Source organism: Labrys wisconsinensis, assembly GCF_030814995.1.
Lineage (GTDB): Bacteria > Pseudomonadota > Alphaproteobacteria > Rhizobiales > Labraceae > Labrys > Labrys wisconsinensis.
Genome location: NZ_JAUSVX010000003.1, coordinates 372,693 through 388,268 on the forward strand (window position 1 = coordinate 372,693; position 15,576 = coordinate 388,268).

The 15,576-nt window shown below is 69.3% G+C and carries 15 protein-coding genes; 6 read left to right on the forward strand and 9 right to left on the reverse strand.

Annotated elements, in window-relative coordinates; genetic code table 11:
- The first annotated feature begins 99 nt into the window (after positions 1-99).
- Together QO011_RS11700 and QO011_RS11705 are read left to right on the forward strand one after the other, a co-directional pair.
- Entirely contained in the window at positions 100-1,089 is a 990-nt protein-coding gene (locus QO011_RS11700) for a zinc-dependent alcohol dehydrogenase family protein (protein ID WP_307271910.1), read from the forward strand.
- Between the two features lie 459 nt (positions 1,090-1,548).
- Positions 1,549-1,770 (forward strand): hypothetical protein, encoded by a 222-nt coding sequence (locus tag QO011_RS11705; protein WP_307271914.1) that lies wholly within the window; start codon positions 1,549-1,551, stop codon positions 1,768-1,770.
- Between the two features lie 68 nt (positions 1,771-1,838).
- On the opposite strand, the gene QO011_RS11710 is transcribed toward QO011_RS11705, so the two are convergent.
- The 6 genes from QO011_RS11710 to phnG all read right to left on the reverse strand — a co-directional run bounded on the left by QO011_RS11710 (position 1,839) and on the right by phnG (position 6,808).
- The gene (locus QO011_RS11710; RefSeq protein ID WP_307271917.1) at positions 1,839-3,134 is read right to left on the reverse strand and encodes an RNA polymerase sigma factor; all 1,296 of its coding nucleotides are present in this window, start codon (positions 3,132-3,134) and stop codon (positions 1,839-1,841) included.
- Between the two features lie 49 nt (positions 3,135-3,183).
- On the reverse strand, positions 3,184-3,606 hold the full coding sequence (locus tag QO011_RS11715; protein ID WP_307271920.1) for a YciI family protein: 423 nt from the start codon (positions 3,604-3,606) through the stop codon (positions 3,184-3,186).
- A gap of 101 nt (positions 3,607-3,707) precedes the next feature.
- Entirely contained in the window at positions 3,708-4,622 is a 915-nt protein-coding gene (locus QO011_RS11720) for an alpha-D-ribose 1-methylphosphonate 5-phosphate C-P-lyase PhnJ (protein WP_307271922.1), read from the reverse strand.
- Complete coding sequence (locus QO011_RS11725; RefSeq protein WP_307271923.1) at positions 4,606-5,709, reverse strand: carbon-phosphorus lyase complex subunit; 1,104 nt, start codon at positions 5,707-5,709, stop codon at positions 4,606-4,608. The genes QO011_RS11720 and QO011_RS11725 overlap by 17 nt, the downstream gene beginning before the upstream one ends.
- 2 nt (positions 5,710-5,711) lie before the next feature.
- A complete protein-coding gene (phnH, locus tag QO011_RS11730; RefSeq protein WP_307271926.1) occupies positions 5,712-6,308 on the reverse strand; it encodes a phosphonate C-P lyase system protein PhnH in 597 nt (198 codons plus the stop codon).
- Positions 6,305-6,808 (reverse strand): phosphonate C-P lyase system protein PhnG, encoded by a 504-nt coding sequence (phnG, locus tag QO011_RS11735; RefSeq protein WP_307271930.1) that lies wholly within the window; start codon positions 6,806-6,808, stop codon positions 6,305-6,307. The genes phnH and phnG overlap by 4 nt, the downstream gene beginning before the upstream one ends.
- 310 nt (positions 6,809-7,118) lie before the next feature.
- Between phnG and QO011_RS11740 the strand changes: the two genes are divergently transcribed.
- From QO011_RS11740 to QO011_RS11755, 4 genes are read left to right on the forward strand one after another with little or no spacing between them, the layout of a single operon-like run.
- On the forward strand, positions 7,119-8,402 hold the full coding sequence (locus tag QO011_RS11740) for an extracellular solute-binding protein (RefSeq protein WP_307271934.1): 1,284 nt from the start codon (positions 7,119-7,121) through the stop codon (positions 8,400-8,402).
- Positions 8,403-8,443: 41 nt separating this feature from the next.
- The gene (locus tag QO011_RS11745) at positions 8,444-9,607 is read left to right on the forward strand and encodes an alpha-D-ribose 1-methylphosphonate 5-triphosphate diphosphatase (RefSeq protein WP_307271937.1); all 1,164 of its coding nucleotides are present in this window, start codon (positions 8,444-8,446) and stop codon (positions 9,605-9,607) included.
- A 39-nt stretch (positions 9,608-9,646) separates the two neighbouring features.
- Positions 9,647-10,567 (forward strand): metallophosphoesterase family protein, encoded by a 921-nt coding sequence (locus QO011_RS11750; RefSeq protein WP_307271940.1) that lies wholly within the window; start codon positions 9,647-9,649, stop codon positions 10,565-10,567.
- A 39-nt stretch (positions 10,568-10,606) separates the two neighbouring features.
- The gene (locus QO011_RS11755) at positions 10,607-11,497 is read left to right on the forward strand and encodes an endonuclease/exonuclease/phosphatase family protein (protein ID WP_307271943.1); all 891 of its coding nucleotides are present in this window, start codon (positions 10,607-10,609) and stop codon (positions 11,495-11,497) included.
- A gap of 48 nt (positions 11,498-11,545) precedes the next feature.
- Here the strand turns inward: QO011_RS11755 and phnF are convergent, their stop codons facing one another.
- From phnF to QO011_RS11770, 3 genes are all read right to left on the reverse strand, one after another.
- A complete protein-coding gene (phnF, locus tag QO011_RS11760; protein ID WP_307271945.1) occupies positions 11,546-12,274 on the reverse strand; it encodes a phosphonate metabolism transcriptional regulator PhnF in 729 nt (242 codons plus the stop codon).
- A gap of 146 nt (positions 12,275-12,420) precedes the next feature.
- The gene (locus QO011_RS11765; protein WP_307271948.1) at positions 12,421-13,698 is read right to left on the reverse strand and encodes an extracellular solute-binding protein; all 1,278 of its coding nucleotides are present in this window, start codon (positions 13,696-13,698) and stop codon (positions 12,421-12,423) included.
- An 84-nt stretch (positions 13,699-13,782) separates the two neighbouring features.
- Positions 13,783-14,874, reverse strand: coding sequence for a uroporphyrinogen decarboxylase/cobalamine-independent methonine synthase family protein (locus QO011_RS11770; RefSeq protein WP_307271951.1), 1,092 nt, complete (start codon positions 14,872-14,874; stop codon positions 13,783-13,785).
- Positions 14,875-15,576 lie beyond the last annotated feature (702 nt).

Consider the following 15,576-nt stretch of genomic DNA (forward strand, 5'->3'; position numbering starts at 1 on the left):
GAAATCCTGCATTCCGACTGCCGTGCCAGAGATATCATTTATCGGCAGGATCCCAGGTGGCAAAGCCTATTCGGTTCCATTGCTTTGGAGTTGACGCGGATGCCACGCATGGTTCGCTTTCATGAGCACGGCGGTCCCGAGGTGCTGCGCATCGAGGAGATCGAGATGGCGGCACCCGGCCCGGGCGAGGTCCGGATCCGGGTGAAGGCGCTCGGCCTCAACCGCGCGGAGGCGCTGCTGCGGGCCGGGACCTATATCGAGACGCCCCCCCTGCCCTCCGGCCTCGGCCTGGAGGCGGCGGGGCTGGTCGAGGCGGTCGGCGCCGGCGTCGCCGGCTTCTTGCCCGGCGAGGCGGTCAGCGTCGTGCCGCCGCGGTCGATGGCGCGCTGGCCGGCCTATGGCGAGGTCGCGACCTTTCCGGCCGCGCTCGTGGTCCGGCACCCGCCGCAGCTCGGATTCGCGGCGGCGGCCGCGACCTGGATGGCCTTCCTCACCGCCTATGGTGCGCTGGTCGATATCGCCGGGCTGCGCGCGGGTGACGTCGTCGCCGTCACCGCGGCCTCGAGCAGCGTCGGCCTCGCGGCGATCCAGATCGCCAACCGTGTCGGCGCCGTGCCGGTCGCGGTGACCCGGACCGCTGCCAAGAGGGACGCCCTGCTGGCGGCCGGGGCCGGGCATGTGGTGGCGTTAGCGGAAGAGGACCTGGAGGCGCGGCTGAAAGGCATTGCCGGGCCCGAGGGCGTGCGCGTGGTGCTCGACCCCGTCGGCGGACCGATCTTCGAGCCGCTGACCGCGGCGATGGCACGGGGCGGCATCCTGATCGAATATGGCGGGCTCGCCCGAGAGCCGAGCCCTTTCCCGCTGTTCACGGTGCTGAGCAGGAGCCTGACGCTGCGCGGCTATCTCGTCCACGAGATCACCGGCGATCCCGTCCGGCTCGAACGCGCCAAGGCGTTCATCCTCGACGGTCTCGCCTCGGGCGCGCTCCGCCCGGTCATCGCCCGGACCTTCCCGTTCGACGAGATCGCCGAGGCACACCGCTTCCTCGAATCGAATGCGCAGTTCGGCAAGATCGTCGTGACGGTGTGACCGATCCTGCACCGGGATCTTCGATGCGCCGGGCCGAACGCTCTGCGACAGATCCTCCCTCAGGTCAGACGCAGAAACATTCGGCAAGCACGCGCACGCACGTGTCAAGAAAAGCAAAGCCGGCTCCTTCAGTACGAGGAAGGAACCGGCTTCGTTTTTGGCCCGTCGGGGCCGGAGCAACGTGAGGGAAACACCAATGCACGTCGCACGCAAACGCAATCGAGCAACATCCTCAACGCCTGGTAAAGGTTAATCTGTATCCACGGCCCATGCACTAATTTACAAACTATCGAAACGATTGCCTACTGGACTATTGCGCCGGGCACTCCCTGCGAGCGGCCGCGCGGCCCAACCGGAGACCTGTCCGGGATGCCGCGGCGGAGGCGAGAGACGAGCTCAGCGGCGTGTCATCGTCGTTCATGCCGAGGCCTGCATCAGGGTCCGGCAGCCTCCCGGATCATGCACGCGCAGAACGCCTATCTGCCGCTGCTCGCCTTGGTGCGCTCCGGCCAGCTCGACCTGCGCCTGATCAGGCCGAACGTATTCGCGCTCTGCGACCTCGAGCATGCGATGGAAGCCGCCGGAACGGCGGGGAGCCTTGAGCTCGTCGTCGTGACCTCGCGAGGCGCAGGGGACATGGCGGCGAACGCCCCGACGGCACCTCGCTTGGCGGGTGATTGATCCCAGCGCCGTCGCGACGATCCGCAGCCGTCAGGGATGAGACGACCAGCCCGAGGAAGATATTCACGTTATCCGGCGGTCGAAGCCGGCCAGTCGGCCGATCCGATCATGCAGGACCGTGCCCGGCTGAGGAGGAAGGATCTCTCGACGGCATTTCGGGTGAGCCCCGCAGCCGTCTCGAACTGGATCCGTGCCTCGCGCAGCCTGCCGGCCCGGAAGAGGAAGTCCCCCCTGGCGGCAGGCAGCGGCGCATAGTCGCGAAGCGCCGCGATGCCGTCGATCTCGCCGATCAACCGCAGCCCGGCCTCGGGCCCGAAGGCCATGCTGTGGGCGATCGCACGGTTGAGATCGACCACGGGCGAAGGCACGACCCGGCGCAGTCGATCGTAGAGTGCCGCGATGCCGGCCCAGTCGGTCTCCTCAGCCTTGCGGGCACGGGCATGGCAGGCGGCAATCGCGGCCTGGAGCGCATAGGCACCCTCGGCCCCGCCCAGGGCTTCCGCCTGCTTCAGCGCGGCGAAGCCCCGGCGGATCAGGAACTGGTCCCAGCGTGCGCGCTTCTGCTCGGTCAGGGGTATGAGGGTGCCGTCCGGGCCGGCCCGCGCGGAGAGACGCGATGCCTGTATCTCCATCAGCGCGAGCAGGCCGAACACTTCCGGCTCCGCCGGCATCAATCCGGCGAGGATTCGCCCCAGCCTTTGGGCTTCGGCGCAGAGCGACGGGCGGGTCAGCTCCTCGCCGGCAGTGGCGGCATAGCCTTCGTTGAAGATGAGGTAGATGACCTCGAGCACGGAGGCGAGGCGCGTGGCGCGTTCGGCGCCGCGCGGCACCTCGTAGGCGAGACCGGCCTTGCCGATCACGCGCTTGGCCCGAACGATGCGCTGGGCGATGGTGGCGTCGCTGGAGACGAAGGCGCGCGCGATCTCCTCGACCGTCAGCCCGCCGATGAGGCGCAGGGTGAGCGCCGCGCGCGCATCCGCGGACAGGACGGGATGGCAGGCCGTGAAGATCAGGCTCAGCAGCTCGTCGCCGATATCGTCGTCGATGGCGGCTTCCATCCGCTCGACCGCGATCTCGGCATCGTCGCTCAGGTCCCGCGCGAGCTCCGCGTGCTTGCGCTCGCGCATCGCGTCGCGCCGCATGCCGTCGATCGCCCTGCGCTTGGCCGCGGCCGTCAGCCAGGCGCCGGGATTGTCGGGGACGCCGGTCTTCGGCCAATCGGACAGGGCGATGACCAGAGCCTCCTGCGCCAGTTCCTCGGCGCGGTCGACATCGCACGTCAAGCGGGCCAGGCCGGCGATGAGCCTGGCCCGCTCGATCCGGAAAACCGCTTCGATCGCCCGCCGCGTCTCGTCATCCGCCATGCAGGCATTGTCGGCGAGACGCAGCGGCGAGACAAGCAGGAGGGGCGGCTCAGCGGCCGGCGAGCTTGTCCCGGGCGCGGTCGTGGATCTCGGCGACCTCCGGCGTCATTGCCTCCGCGAAATCCTCCATCCCATAGACGGGACGGATTTCGAGCTCGCTCGGGCCGGGCATCGGATTGGGGCAGCGCCTGGCCCAGGCGATAGCCTCGTCCATGTCCTTGACCTCCCAGATCCAATAGCCGGCGACCAGTTCACGGGTCTCGGCGAAGGGACCGTCGATGACCGTACGGCCGGGGCCATCGAAGGCGATCCGCTTGCCCTGCGTGGAAGGCTTCAGGCCGTCACCGCCCAGCATGATGCCGGCATTGACCAGCTCTTCATTGAACTTGCCCATCGCCGCGAGCAGCTCGGTCGAGGGCATGACACCCTTTTCGCTGTCCTCGGTCGCCTTCACGAAAACCACCACGCGCATGATCCGTCTCCTTTGTGATCGGAGGCTGTCATCAGCCTCTCGACCTCACGACGAAGGAGGGGCGTGGGAATCGACGCGCCGCTCCAGAAATTTTCGCGCGCTCATTCCCCGGAGATGCGCGAACGCCCGGCTGCGCTAGGTTCGACCGGAGCGAGGTCGTTGGAGCCGGAGGCGCGGCGCGCCCCGCAGTAATCGGTGTCGGAGCATGCGAACACACGCTCTCCGCGCGTGCTGCCGGCGATCTCGTCGAGATAGCTGGAGCGCGATCCGCACAGCGCGCAGCCGACGCTCCAACGCTGCACCTCGAAGGGATGGTCCTCGAAATCGAGGCTCTCGACGCGGGTATAGGGCGGGATGGCGTAGAGTCGGCGCTCGCGCCCGGCGCCGAACAGCGCCAGCGCGCGACCGCGGTGCAGCTTCGGATTGTCGAAGCGGGGGATCGGCGAGGGCGACGCCAGATATCGCCCGTTGACCCGCACCGGGTAGTCGTAGGCCAACGTCACCCGGCCGAAGCGGGCGATGTCCTCGTAGAGCTTCACATACATCGCCCCGTAATCGGCGAGTGCGTGCATGCGCCGCGCCGCCGGCTCGCGGGGAACCAGCTGCCGCAGCGGCTCGGGCTGCGGGACCTGCAGCACGAGAATCTGATGCTCCTCCAGCGGGGTCTCGGGTATGCGGTGGCGGGTCTGGACGATGCTCGCCTCGGGCGTGCGCTCGGTGGTCGCGATGCCGGCCACGCGGCGGAAGAAGGCGCGGATGCTGAGCGCGTTGGTCGCAGCGTCGGTGCCCTGGTCGATGACCTTCAGCACGTCGTCCGGACCGATGAGGCTCGCCGTCACCTGCAATCCGCCGGTGCCCCAGCCGGCGGGAAGCGGCATCTCGCGGCTGCCGAAGGGGACCTGGTGGCCGGGAATGCACACCGCCTTGATGATGGCCCGGCGCACCATGCGCTTGGTCTGCTCGTCGAGATAGGCGAAGGTATGGCCGCCCGCGTCCTCGTCATCGTCCGGAATCATCGGGCAACTCCTGCGGCCTTGCCGGCCAGATGGCGCGCAGCGTCTCCAGAAGCTGCTGCACGGCCTGGAAATCGACATAGTGCGGAAGCTTGAGGTGCTGGAGCAGGCCGGAGGCATCAACCCCGTCGGAATGGGCGAGCACGAATTCCTCGTCCTGCGCGGGAAACTCCGCCTCTTCCGCGAACTCGGCGCCCCGCATCGCCCGGTCGAGCAGAGCCATGGCGATGGCGCGGCGTTCGCAATGGCCGAAGCTGAGGCCGTAGCCGCGCGTGAGCTGGGGTGGACGCGCGGCATCCCCGGGGAAGCGATGCACGGTCTGGCATTCGGTGACCGCGATCTCGCCCACGCAGACGGAAAAGCCGAGCTCGGGCACATGAAGCTCCACCTCGACCTCGCCATGGCGCAGGTCGGCGATGAAGGGGTGGTTGCGGCCGAAACCGCGCATGGAGGAGTAGGCGAGACCCTGCAGAAAGCCTTCCTCGCCGCGTGCGAGGGCCTGCAACCGCACGTCACGGCGGCTCGGGAAGCTGATGGCGTCGCGGGTGACGTCGCCGGGCTCGGTGTCGTCCGGCCCCGCCAGCGCGGCCTCCAGCAGGGCGTGGTCTTCGAGCGCGCCCAGCGTCGCCGGTTCGGCCTCCGCCGTCGCCGCAGGGGCTGGACCGGGGGGCCCCTCCCCGCCCTCCGCCATCAGCGCGAAATCGAGCAGGCGGTGAGTGTAGTCGTAGGTCGGCCCCAGCAGCTGGCCGCCGGGCACGCTCTTGTGGGTGGTCGCGACGCGGCGGCGGATCAGCATGGATGGGGTATCCACCGCCTCGCTTTCGCCGAAACGCTCCAGCGTGGTGCGGAAGGCGCGCAGCAGGCAGATCGCTTCGCCGAGATCGCCCTGCGCCTGCTTGATGGCGAGTGCTGCCAGCGTCGGATCGTAGAGCGAGCCTTCGCTCATGACCCGGTCCACGGCCAGCGAGAGCTGCTCGCGCACCTGGTCGACGCCGAGCTCCGGCACGGCGGGATCGCCGCGCCGCTTGCGGGCGAGCAGCTCATGCGCGGCGGCAATGGCGGCTTCGCCGCCGGTGACGGTCGAGAGCATGGCTACTCCTGCCCGACGCTGCGCGGCAGGCCGGCGAGCCCGATGCCATCGGTCATGATCAGGTCGATGCCCAGGGGATAGCGGGCATGGTTGCGGGCCCACTCGCCCCAGAAGCCGGCCGACAGGCCGCGCGGCGCCAGCACCGCCGAGGTCTCGATCCCGGGGCCGCGCAGGGCGATGGCGGGTCCGCCCGTCAGTGCCGGCACACGCAGCAGCACCGTGGTCGAACGCTCGGGACAAGCGGGCTCGCCGGGATGGAAGTCGTCCAGTCCGGGCAGGTCGGCGGGATCGCCGATCGCCGCGATCGCGGCTTCGCGCGGGGTCGTGACGAAGCGTACCGACGCGCGATGGATGAGAAAGGCGCGCACCGGACTGCAATCGAGACCCGGCGAGAGCCAGAGGCCCGCATCCTGGTCGAGAAGCCCGAGCATCAGCCCGGACAGCGCCGGACAAAGCGGCTCCGGCGCCTGCGCGAGGGCGGGGAGCGGAACGACGCGCCCGGGAAAGGAAAGGCCCCGCAACAGGGTGCGGAAAATCGTCTGGTCGCGCAGCGCCGCTTCCGAAAGTGCGGCCGCTGGCCGGGACGCCTGCGCCGTCATGTGTCCGCTCCCTGCACCAGCATGCTGAAATCGACCTTGGTCGCCGCGGCTTCGGCGGCGGCGCGGCGGCGGCGCTCGATGATCTCCCCGGCGAGCCGCTCGACACCGTGCAGGATCGGCCGGCCGGCGCCGGTCTCTCGCTGCAGCATCGCGTCGAAGATCGCGGCGAGCGTCGCGTGACGGCGGCTGCGTCCGGCCACGTAGGCCACGCCGATCTCGCCGGTCTCGAGCTGGATCACGCAGCGCGTGACGGTCATTTCGCCGAGGTTGAACGTCATGCCGGTGCCGCCGGCGCGCGCCCGCACCATGGCGGCGCCGCGCTGGGGTTCCTTGAGCCAGGCGAAGGACGGCTTGTCGGCAATCGCGTCCCACAGCGCGTCGAGATCGGCCAGGCGCGCCAGGGCCAGGGTGGAGATCAGGCTGCGGCGGTCGGGCCGCTCGGGACGGAAGGCGGCGTCCCGTCTGCAGCGCGCCTGCGGAGAAGCGGTCGTCTCGGACACGTTCGGCGATCTCCCCGGGGATGCCTGGCGACAGCGGCGGTCGATCCGCAGCGGCGCAGCTGCGATGGTTCTAGGCGCGAACGCAGGCCGTGGCCGCAGACAAGGCCAAGGCTCGTATGAGCTTTGTGCGACGAAGCCGGGCCAGCCAGGGCCGCAGAGAGCTTCGGCATTGCCTGCGGATGGCGCCGAAGCGCACCAAACACCAATCACTGGCGCAGTGATACGCATGCGGCGACCGAGGTCTTCACCCGATTGTCACGTCCGCAAGGCACCCAGCTCGCACCGATCGTCGGCGGTGGGGAGAAGGCGCATGCGCATTCCGGTTCTCAGCATGATGTTGGCCGCCATCGCTGCATGCGTGTTCGGGATGGCATCGGGAACGGCAGCATGGGCGCAGACCACGCTGCAGGTGTTCTATGCCTATCCGAACAATTACAAGCCGGTGCTGGAACGCATCGCCGGCGAGTTCGAAGCGGCCCATCCCGACATCAAGATCTCTTTCTGGCCCCCCGCCAGCAGCTACGACACGGCGACGCCGCAGATGCTGCGCGGCGCCCTCGTCGGGCAGATCCCGGACGTGTTCTTCACCGGCCTCAACTATCTGCGCGTGCTGAAGGACCGGGACCTGCTGGTGCCGCTCGACGGCTTCGTGCAGGGACCGGCGCAGTGGAAGGCGATGGGCTATCGCGACTCGATGCTCGCCCTGGGCCGCCTCGGCGACGAGGTCTACGCCCTGCCCTTCGCCATTTCCATGCCGGTCCTCTATGTGAACGAGGATCTGGTGCGGCGCGCCGGGCTGACCGTGGCGGGTCTGCCGCAGGACTGGCGCGGCCTCGCGGAGGCAGGGCGCAGGATCGCGGCGCTCGATCCGGGCTATGTCGGCTTCTTCTTCGCCTACGACGCCTCCGGCAATTGGGGCCTGCAGCAGCTGGTCAACAGCGCCGGCGGCGAGATGGGCACGCCCGACGGCTGCCGGTTGCGCTTCGACGAAAGGCCGGGCCAATCCGCCTTCGAGACGCTGGAGACGTTCCACGCGCTGGGCATGCCCGCCTACAGCCAGGACCAGGTTCGGGCCGCCTTTGCCGCCGGCACGGTGGGCATCTATGCCGGCTCCACCTCGCAGATCGCCCGCATGGCGACGGTGGCCGCCGGCAAGTTCAGCCTGCGCATCCTGCCCCTTCCCTTGTCCGGCGAGGCCGGCCGCCTGCCGGCGGGCGGCTCGGTCGCGGCGATCACGACCAGGGATCCCGCTCTGCGCAAGGCAGCCTGGGAATTCCTGACCTTCGCGACCGGCCCGGTCAGCTCCAAGCACGTGGCGACATACACGGGCTACATGCCGGGCAACCAGAAGGCGCTGGACGATCCGGCGCTGCTCGGGCCGGCCTATGCCGAGGCGCCCAACAATCGAGCCGGCCTCGCCGCGCTCGCCGTCGGCACCGGCTGGTACAACTGGGGCGGCCCCAACGGCGTCAGGATCGTCGACGTCATCCAGGAGGCGATCAACGCGGTCGTCACCGGCCGCCGGCGCGCGGCCGAGGCGCTCCCCGCCCTCGCCGGGCAGGTCCGGCCGCTGCTTGCCGGCTGCACCCGCTGAGCCGCGCCCCGATCCACGTCCTCCACGCCGGTTGCTGCATCATGCTCCCCGCCTCCATCGCCGACCGTCTCGCCCAACCCGCTCCCGCTCCTGCGTGGACGATCCGCAACGCCCGCATCGTGACGCCGGAAGGGGTCGTCGCCGGTGCGCTCACGGTGGCGGAGGGGCGGATCGCGGCAATCGACGCGGAGCGGCGGGCGGGCGCCGGCCTCGACCTCGGCGGCGACTATCTGCTGCCAGGCTTCATCGACGTCCACACCGACAATCTGGAAAAGCACATCGTCGCCCGTCCCGGCGTGTTCTGGAATCCGGTCGCAGCCGTTCTGGCGCATGACGCGCTGACCATCGCTGCGGGCATCACCACGGTGTTCGACTCGCTGGTGGTCGGCGCGATGGGCAAGCCGGACCGGCTGAAGGCGCTGCCGATGATGGTCGAGGGTCTCGACGCCGCGCGCCGGCGCGGCCTGCTGCGCGCGGACCATCGGCTGCACCTGCGTTGCGAGGTGCCGCGCGCCGACATCGTCGAGCTGGCTTCGCCCTTCCTCCGCGATCCCCGGCTCGTCTTCGCTACCCTGATGGAGGACAGCGCGCCGCGCGATCGCGACCGCTTCCGCTTCGTGATGGGCACCCGCGGGATCACGGACGAGGCTTGCCTCGCCACCCTCGAAGAAGAGAGCAACGCCGACGGCGCCGCCAATCTCGGAGCGCGCCGCCGGGCGCTGGTCGAGGCCTTCTCCGCACGCGGCATCGCTTGCGCCAGCCATGACGACACGCGCGGCTGGCACATCGAGGAAGCGCGCGATCTCGGCATGACCATCTGCGAGTTCCCGGTGACGCCGGAGGCCATGGATGCGGCGGGCGCCGCCGGCATGACGGTGATCGCCGGGGCGCCGAACGTGGTGTTCGGCCGGTCGCACAAGGGCTTCCTGTCGATGCGCGAGCGGACGGCGGCCGGCGCGGTGCAGATCCTGTGCTCCGACTACATCCCTTCAAGCCTCCTTCGGGCGGTCTTCCTCCTCGCCGATGGCGGCATGCCGCTCGAAGCGGCGACGGCGCTGGTCAGCGCCCGGCCGGCGCAGACCTTCGGCCTCGATGATCGCGGCGCCATCGCGCCCGGGCGACGGGCGGACCTGCTCCACGTCGCGGTGATCGACGGCGAGCCGGCGCTGCGGAACGTCTGGGTGGAGGGACGCCCGGTATTCTGAGGACAGGCCCCCGATCAACCTCATCAGGGACAACGCGCAATGGCTTCGACGATCATCCTCGTCTCCGACATGCATCTGTCGCGGGCGCGTCCGTTCTTCCAGTTCAACTGGGAAATCTTCCTGCAGGCAATGCGAGCGGACCCGCCCGATCTCGTGCTGGCGGGCGGCGATGTCGCGCTCAACGCGCCGAGCCATCCCGACGACCTCGCCTATGCGCGCGAGCAGCTCGACCGCCTGCCCTGCCCCTGGCTGATGGTGCCGGGCAACCACGACGTGGGCAACAACCCGCCGCCGCCCGAGACGATCGACACGAGAGGTGAGATCACGATCTCGCAGGCGCTGCTCGACCATTATCGCAATGTCATGGGCCCGGATTTCTGGACGCGCGACATCGACGGGTGGCGGATCATCGGCCTCGACGGCCTGCTGTGCGGCTCGGGCCTCCCCGCCGAGGCGGAGCAGGCCGCTTTCCTGAAAGACGCCATGGCGGGGGCCGGCGCGCGGCCGGTGTCGCTGTTCTTCCACAAGCCGGTGTTCCGCGACGACATCGGCGAGACCGACATCTTTCAGAGCGTCTGGTATCCGCGGGCGCGCGGCCTGATCCGTCCGTACCTGGCGAGCGGACATGTGCGCCTGGTCCTGTCCGGGCACACGCACGAGGGGCGCGACGAGACCGTCGGCCCGACGCGCCATGTCTGGATACCCTCCCTCGCCTTCGTCACGGACATGCAGGGCGAGTGGCGGCCCGATCTGCGCGGCCGGCGGCGCGTGGGCTGGCTGCGGATGCGGCTGGGACTGGGGCTGGCAGAGACGATCGAGATCGTCCGCCACGAGCCCGACGAGCTTCTCATCACCGACATATCGGGCTGGATGCGCTGCGGCGGCATCCGTCACTACGAAGCCTTTACCGGCCGCCGGCGCTTTCCGGGGATGCCGGACACCGAAGCCGCCGATCGTTGACGCTTTTTCCAGCCGTCGCATCAAGGAGGAGCCGGGCCGATGAAGCTGGCGACCTACAACATTCATTTCGGCGTCGGCCGCGACGGCCGCTGCGATCTGGCCCGCGCCCTCGATGCGGTGCGGGACGTCGACATCATCGGCCTGCAGGAGGTGGACAGCCATTGGGACCGCTCGGGCAATGTCGACCAGGTCGAGCTGATCCGCGAGCTGATGCCCGAGCACGATCTCGCCTACGGCCCCGGCGTCGAGGTGGTCAAGCGTGACGCTGCGACCGGCGACGTCGTGCGCGGCAGGCGCCGCCGCTCCGGCAATGTCGTCCTGTCGCGCTATCCGATCCTGACGGCACGCAATTTCCCCTTGCCGAAATACGGCGCCGCGGGTCCCAAGCTCGACATCCAGAAGGCGCTCATCGAAGTGAGTGTCGACACGCCGCTCGGGCCGCTCCGCGTCTACAACACCCATCTCTGCCATCTCTCCGAGGAGCAGCGGGCGCTGCAGCTGGCATTCTTGCTCGACATCCACCGGCGGGCCCGCTTGGAGGGCGCGCCGCTCAGCGGCACGCATCCCAAGGACGCCAGCTTCGCGTCCGAGCCGGTGCTGGCCCCCGTGCCGGACAATGCCGTGCTGCTGGGCGATCTCAACCTGCTGCCGAGCGGACAGGCCTATGACCTCCTCGCCGGCGCCACCGGCAATCGCTGGACCCGCGTGCCGCGGCTCGGCGGCTTCGTCGATGCCTGGGTCGCCGCGGGCCGTGACGAACAGATCGGCATCGGCCAGGGAGAGATCGACGGGGCGACCAGCGGCGATCGGACGCGCCGCATCGACTATTGCTTCGTCGGCGAAAGCCTGGCCGATCGCGTCGAGGCGATCGAGGTTCGCTACGACGCCGAGGGCTCGGACCACTATCCGGTCGTCGTCACCATGGCGTGAGACCGGCGGCGACTCGCCTTCGAGGGGCACTCCATCGCGCGGCGCCCCTCAGTCGTTCAGCGAGACCACGACGTCGAGGCATTCCGACACGATCTTGCCGTGCACGTGCTGGATCGGCACGCCGCTGGCGTCCAGATTGACGCTGAGCAGCTCGACGAGCGGCTTGCTGCGCCCGATCTGCAAGGTCCGGGCTTCCTGCACCGACGGCAGCGAGGCGCGGATGTGCATGTCGTTGCGCTGCATCCTGGTGACGCCATACCGGCCGAGCGCCTCGGACACCGATCCGGTCTCGGCGATCGAGCGGCCGATGCCGGCGAACCGCGGCAGCGGATAGAAATAGGTCGTCAACGAGACCGGCTGCTCGTCGATCATCCGCAATGTCCGCACCCGGCAGACCGGGTGTCCCGTGGGCAGGGAGAGCAGCGCGGCCAGCCGCTTGTCGGCCCGTATTTCGCTGCTCGACAGCACGCGGCGCTGTGCGGTCCGTCCGGTACGCAGGATCGCGGCCGTCATGCGCGTGGCCCGGCCGATGCGGTAGCAGATCTGGCGATCCGTGACATAGGCGCCCTTGCCGTGGACGACGGTGACGAGCTCCTTCTCCCTGAGCCGCGCAATGGCACGCCGGACCGTATGGCGATGCACGTCGAAGGACGCCGCGAGCTGCCCCTCGCTGGGCAGCCACGCCCCCGGCTGCAGGCTGCCGCTGCGGATCTGCTGCTCGATGTCCTGCTGGACGCGCCGCCAGAGCGCCAGCTTCGGCAGGCCTTCGCTGCTCATCTCGCCGTCTCCGCCCGTTCACCACGATCCAAGGCCGTCTGCCGCCGCTCCCGCCGATGCTGCCGGCTGGGACGCCGGCTCGGGATCGCGGCGGCGGACATCAAGCCTAACGACGCTTCGTGACGAAACGACTGCGGTCCGCGGCGTCAGGGGAGCAGGGCCTTGACGTCGCTCGTCATGGCGGCGAGGGCCTTGTCGACGTCGGTCTGCTCGATGGCGACGTTGCGCAGATGGGTGCGCAATGTCTCGACGATCCGGGCGGCGTTGCCGCCTGGAAACGTGTACCAGCCGGTCACGGACTGCAGCGCCTCCACGGCGGCGCGCTGGTTCGGCTGCGCATAGAACGCCCCGAGATAGTCCGGGCCGCGGATCGCGATCATGTTGACCGGTGTCGTGCTCGTCATCTTCGCCAGCAGCGTCTGCATCGGAGCGCTCGCCACGAACTTCATGTAGTCCCAGGCGATCGCCTGCTTTTTCGGATCGGTCGTGAGCATCATCATGCTGCGGCCGCCGATGGGGATGCGTCCCCTGTCGGACAGGAGCGGCCAGCGCATGGTCCGGATCTCGAAATGGCCCCTGGCCTTCTCCTCGAAGGAGCTGAGATAGGTGTTCGCTTGCGTGATCACGCCGATCTGACCGGCGGCGAACGCCTGAAAGGCCTGATCCTGGCTCATGTCGACCATGCCGGTCTGGCCGAAGCGGCGAATGATGTCGAGCGCGCGGCGGCCTTCCGGCCCGTCGAAGGCGATCTTGCCGTCGTCCTCGCTCATCAGCCGGCCGCCCTGGCTGGTGATCATCGCCTGGAAGGTCCAGTTGCCGCTGGCGTTGTAGTCGAAGAAGCCGCCGGTGATCTTGTCGCCGAGCGCGTGGATCTTGCCGGCGAGCGCGAGGATGCCGTCCCAGTCGGTCGGCAGATGGTCCGGATCTCCGCCGGCGCGGCGGACGAGATCCAGGTTGAAGAACAGCGTCGGGGTCGCGCTCTCGAATGGCAGCGCATAGATCCTGTCGCCGACCTTGCAGGCATCGACGGACGCGGGCGTGAGGCCGACGGCGTTCCAGTCCTTCTCCGCCGCGATGAGGCCGTTCAGCGGCACGCCGAGGCCGCGACGGGCGAGGATGGCAATCTGGTCGTAGCTCTGGAAGGAAACATCCTGGAGCTCGCCGGTGACCGCCAGCCTGAGGGTTCGCGCCAGATGCTCGCCATGGGTCGCGACGGGGGCCATGTACGCGACGCTCACGCCCGGATGGTCGCTCTCGAAGCGGCGCCCCGCCTCCTCGAGGAACGCCTTGTAGGCCGGATTGGAAAACGAGACGGTGAGGGCGCCGCCGGCACGCGCGGCCGTCGCCGACATCGTCGCGGCAAGTCCCAGGCCTGCCGCGAGAAGGCCGGAGATGACGGCCAGGGCAGCAATCGAACTCTTCATCGGTGACGTCCTGCTGGAGGAGCTGGCGAGCGCAAGCAATCCGTTCGGTTCTGCCGCGGCCGGGCTCGCCCGGCGTGGCGCGTATCAGGCCTTGCGCGGCGGCAGGCCGAGGCGCCGGCGGACGATGTCGGTGCCCTCGACCAGGGCGCTGACCTTGCCGAAGGCGACGTCGCGCGGCAGGTGCCACATGCCGCAGTCCGAGGCCGGATGCAGCCGCTCGGGCGGCACGACGTCGACGGCGGCGCCCAGGCGCTCGGCGACGTGCTCCGGCGTCTCGACCGCCTCGCTGCCGAGGTTGAGGAGGCCGAGGACGACGTGCTTGGCGCCGCAATGGCGCAGGATGTCGGGCTGATGGCCGGGCTGCTCGTATTCGAGGCTGATGGCGTCGACGCGGTCGCAGCCCGCGATCAGTTCCAGCACGTCGGCATAGCTCTCGCTCGGCCGCTTGGCCGTGCGGTAATAGGCATAGCCGTAGCACACGTGCACCGCCACCGGCACGGCGAGGCCGCGGGTGACGCGCTCGATCGCCGCCGGGCCGAGCTGCTTGGCCAGGGAGAAGCGGGAGTGGAAGGCGGGCTCGTCGATCTGCAGCACGTCGGCGCCGGCGGCCTCCAGCGCGCGCATCTCGGCATTGAGCGCCTCCGCCAAGGCCATGATGGCCGCTTCCTCGTCGCGATAGAAATCGTCGACGAGCTTGGTGTACGAGGTGAGCGGGCCGACGACCGTCGCCTTCAACGGCCGGCGCGCATGGCGCTTGGCGAAGACCACCTCGTCGACGCTGAGCGGGCCGGGCCAGCGGATCTCGCCGACGATGCGCGGCACGCGGCTGTGCTGCCAGTCGCCGTCCTGGGCCCGGTCGGCGCGGGTCTGCGAGACGTGATCGATCTCGCTGTGTCGCGGAAGCACGCCGAGCGTGTCGACGTCGACGCCGGCGAGGCGGCCGTAGAAATAGTGATCATATGCCGGCCGCTGCGCCTCGCCGTCGGTCACGAGGTCGAGGCCGGCGCGTTCCAGATCGTAGAGCGCCAGGCGGGCCGCGTCGCGGCGAGCCTCGTCGAGGTGGGGTGGCAGGACCCGCCACGCGCTGCCGTCGACGCTTGACCGCCTGGTTCGATCGAACAGCCATTCCGGCTTGGAATAGCTGCCGACGATCTGGGTCGTGAGCGGCGCGAGCATGGTCCGCCTCCTTTCTCTCGGATTGCAAAGGTTTCGTCGCGGTGCGGCAGCGGGGCGCGGACCCCGAAGACCACCGCGGCGAGCGACATGTCGCTGTCGGTCCGCTCGACGATTGCCGACCGCATTCCATCGGTCAGGGCTCTGACGATCCGACCTTGTTGCTGCCTTGGATCGAGACAGGTGCCATCGCTTTTACCTTCAGGTCGGCGTGGAACGTTTGTGCGACACGGCCATGAGACCGCCCATGCCGCCGAGATGGCTCATTGATCTTGAGGAGTACAGACCGCGCCACTGCGACGGGTCGATGACGACCATCGAATAATTCGATATGACTTTCAGGATAATGCGATGATGCCGGCATCTCCCTCCAGCACAGGCTATCCCTCGCGGCCCATGCCGAGCCCGGCCAGCCGCCACATCGCAAGCACGCTGCCTGATCCACCGGAGAGCGGACCTGTCAGGCGATTGCCCGCTCGGCTCCGCGGATCCGCTCGAATCGCAGCCGGCGCTGCGCTCGCGCGAATCGCCGCGCATCCGATCCGGCGATCCCTGAGTCGCGGCGAGGCCTCGAGCCCTGACAGGCCCCGCCCTCTCGTCCACTCTTGAGCAATATCGGTGCGTCGCCCGGCCGAAACGGCGCCGGGATCGGACGGAATGGCTCACGTCCACCGCCTTGCCCGCCGCCGCGAAGGGCGGCCGGGA